At 41.0% G+C, this 3,212-nt stretch carries 3 protein-coding genes and 1 pseudogene; all 4 read left to right on the plus strand.

Going from position 1 to position 3,212, the window contains the following annotated elements:
- Positions 1-1,311, plus strand: a pseudogene (locus ACFIKN_RS08125) (filamentous hemagglutinin); the annotation flags it as partial.
- Positions 1,308-1,721 (plus strand): hypothetical protein, encoded by a 414-nt coding sequence (locus ACFIKN_RS08130; protein ID WP_375637901.1) that lies wholly within the window; start codon positions 1,308-1,310, stop codon positions 1,719-1,721. The pseudogene ACFIKN_RS08125 and the gene ACFIKN_RS08130, both read left to right, overlap by 4 nt.
- 3 nt (positions 1,722-1,724) lie before the next feature.
- On the plus strand, positions 1,725-2,489 hold the full coding sequence (locus ACFIKN_RS08135; RefSeq protein WP_375658215.1) for a hypothetical protein: 765 nt from the start codon (positions 1,725-1,727) through the stop codon (positions 2,487-2,489).
- Complete coding sequence (locus ACFIKN_RS08140; protein ID WP_375658216.1) at positions 2,486-2,902, plus strand: hypothetical protein; 417 nt, start codon at positions 2,486-2,488, stop codon at positions 2,900-2,902. Before ACFIKN_RS08135 ends, ACFIKN_RS08140 begins: the two co-directional genes overlap by 4 nt.
- Positions 2,903-3,212: the final 310 nt, after the last annotated feature.

Below are 3,212 nucleotides of genomic sequence, written 5' to 3' on the forward strand. Positions count from 1 at the left end.
GGAGGCATCATTGCCAGCACCGCGCCGGCAGATAAAAACAGCCTGACCACAGGAAGCATTAGCACCAGTGATATCAGCAACAGTGCCCATGCTAAAGCCAGCAGCCATGGGTTTAGCATTTCTGGGAATGACACGATAAAGAACATTGCCAAGAATGTTTTAAATCACGGCAAAGCCAAGGATGGAGCAGAAGGGGAAACCAAATCTGCTATCAGCGATGGGACTATCATTCTTACTGATACAACTGGACAGAGGGCGATGGGGCAAGATGCTGGACAAATCATTGGCTCTCTCAACCGCAACACCGCTACAGCCCACCAAGCCGTTGCACCGGTGGACGCCACATCGCTTGAGGGAGCAGTGCATAATCGCCTAGATATGATCAATGATTTATCGGATGAAGGATTGGGATACTGGGACAAAGTGCGCGAAGTCGCAAATGTTAAAGAGCATCCAGTAGGTGAGATTGCGCATGATGAAAATGGCAAAGTACTCTATTTAACCGATGAAAATGGAGAGTATATAAAAGACAGCGATGGAGAATATATCACTCTGTATCACTTTTTAAATGCTGAAGATGAGCAGTATTTACAAGCTGGCTCTGATGGCAACAGGCGTATGTTCTATAATGGTATTTTTAACACACCAGATGAAGCAGCGCGTAATGCGGTTCAGTTAGCTGATAATGAGCATGAACCCCTTTATTTTACATACCACCCACAAGCTAAAGACAGGCTCGTAGAGATCGGAGTAGCGATTTATGAGTATTTTGGGAGATGGAGTAATTCGACCAAGAAGTTACAAGATTTTATCTATCGTTATGGCAATACAGGGGCGATTGTTAGTGCGCATAGCCGTGGTAGCTTGACAGTGGGCAATGGAATGCGTGACTTTGAACAGCATGGCATTCACGGTATAGCAGAAAAAACAGATATCTATCTTTTTGGACCAGCTGATAACTCTCAATCAATAGCGAATGCACTCTATTATGTGAGTGATGGTAAAAAAGATCATATTTATTTACAAAACCATATATTCGATCCCATTGGTACAGGAATTGGTCACAATCTACCTACTTTTTATAAGGCACCCTTAAGGTTCCCTTATGCAATATTTCCACCAGCAACTCCAATGATAGAGCAAGGGAAAGCTCTAGGCGGCTTTAAATCTAGCACCCATAGGTGTTATGGTAATGCGTCGGCAGCATGTAAACGTGATTATGGAGCACATCATAATGATAATACAAAAATTTATGCACCTTATGCAATTTTAGATAATTTAGGTTTAGGTTATTTATGGAGAAAAAAATGAATACACTGTTTAAATTATTGAGTGGGATAGTTTTATTAAGTATAGCTGGATGTGACATTGAAAACATTGACAAACCTGCTCCAGGGTACGTGAATATGTGGGAGAAGACAGGAGCAGATTCTACTGAGGTAGGAAAAGCCTTATTAGAATGTGGAATGCCGAGTCTTATCGATCCTGATTCAGAAAATAAAGAGGTAAACAATAATGGATGGGCAACAATTGATGCCTGTATGGTTCAAGCAGGATTCCACTATAAAGATAAATGGGGAGGAACTTGGTGTCAAAACTATAAAGCCGAAAACTTGCCCATTTGTCAGCCTGGTGCTGTCATCCCGAAGAGAAGTGTCGAAAAGCGCTTAAACAGCCCGTTTTGTAAAAGAAGTCCAGTACAACCTGAATGCAAGCCTTAAGTGATGATCAACAATCTGCCATCCTTGCCTTCACTTGGAATGGCGCGATTGTTTCCTCACGCACATTATTTAACGGATGAAGAACAACAGAATTTACAAAAAGGTTCTGATGGCAAGGTTCATTTTTTCCTCAATGGTATTCTTACAACACCAGATGACGCAGCCCATAATGCGGTTCAGTTGGCTGATAACAAGAATGATCCACACTATTTTCTGATGTTCCCTCATAGCGATTCGCGCTTGGTAGAGTTGTTCATTGCAGGGTATCAGTATGCTCTAGAAGGTAAGTTGGGTATTTTGACCAATTCGACGAAGAAGTACCAGAATCTGTTGTATAGCCTTGGCAATATAGGATTGCATACTGATGCGCATAGCCGCGGCAGTATGACAGCGGGCAATGGATCGCATGATTTAGAAAAGCATGGTGTTCATGGTATAGCAAAGAAAACAACGATTAATTTCTTTGGACCAGCTTATAATACTCAAAACATGGCAGATACGTTATATATCTTAAGTGATGGAAAGCAGGATTATGTAAACTTGGAAAATCATAAATATGACGTTGTGGGTACAAAGATTGGCAAAAATCCTTACACTTTTGAACAAATACCTCCTGGAAGTGGTCCCTGGAAAGAGAGAGGGCAAATATTTAAGGGCTACCCAAGTGTTCATGCTTGTTATGGTCATGCCGGTGATGCTTGTACATGGCGCTACGGTTCACCTAATCGTACGCCAATTTATTCAAAATATTCAGGAAGAAAAAAATGAAGAAAATCTTGAAATTATTAAGTGGTCTCATTCTGTTAAATATTGCTGGATGTAACATTGATAAGCCTGCTCCAGGGTATTTGAGTATGTGGGAGAAAAATAGTGTTACTGATTTTACGGAGATAGGAAAAGCCCTATTAGAATGTGGCATGCCAACGCCTTATGATATCGATCCAGAAAACCAACAGCAGAGTATTAATGCTAAAGCAACAACTTATGCTTGCATGCTCCAATCAGGATTCCGCTATAAAGATGAAGAAGTAGCAAGAGCGGGAGGGCCATGTTATACTTTTAAAGAGAAAAACTTGCCCATTTGTCGTCCAGGCGCTGTTGTTCCACAGCGAAGTGTCAAGAAGCGCTTAAACAGCCCTTTTTGTACAAAGCATCCAGAACAACCTGAATGCGAGCCTTAAGTCTTGCTGTTTGTGATGATCAACAATCCCACTATTCTTGCCTTTTCTTGGAATGGCGGGATTGTTTCCTCAACCAACCATTTCAATATTGTTCACCGTTGTTTAAACAGCGATGACAGGAAATATCAACAGGCTTATGAGCTTTTTTATTGTAAATAAATCCATTGAAAGAGGGGAATAATGAAGAAAATCTTAAAACTGTTGAGTTGTATAGCTCTGTTAAATACAGCTGGATGTGTTAACTCAATTCCCTCACTTTCTCCAGCATTATGGAGAAATAAAATACTTTTAGAATGTGGAGTACCGGACC

The sequence above is a fragment of the Bartonella sp. CL436QHHD genome (genome assembly GCF_042195105.1).
GTDB lineage: Bacteria > Pseudomonadota > Alphaproteobacteria > Rhizobiales > Rhizobiaceae > Bartonella.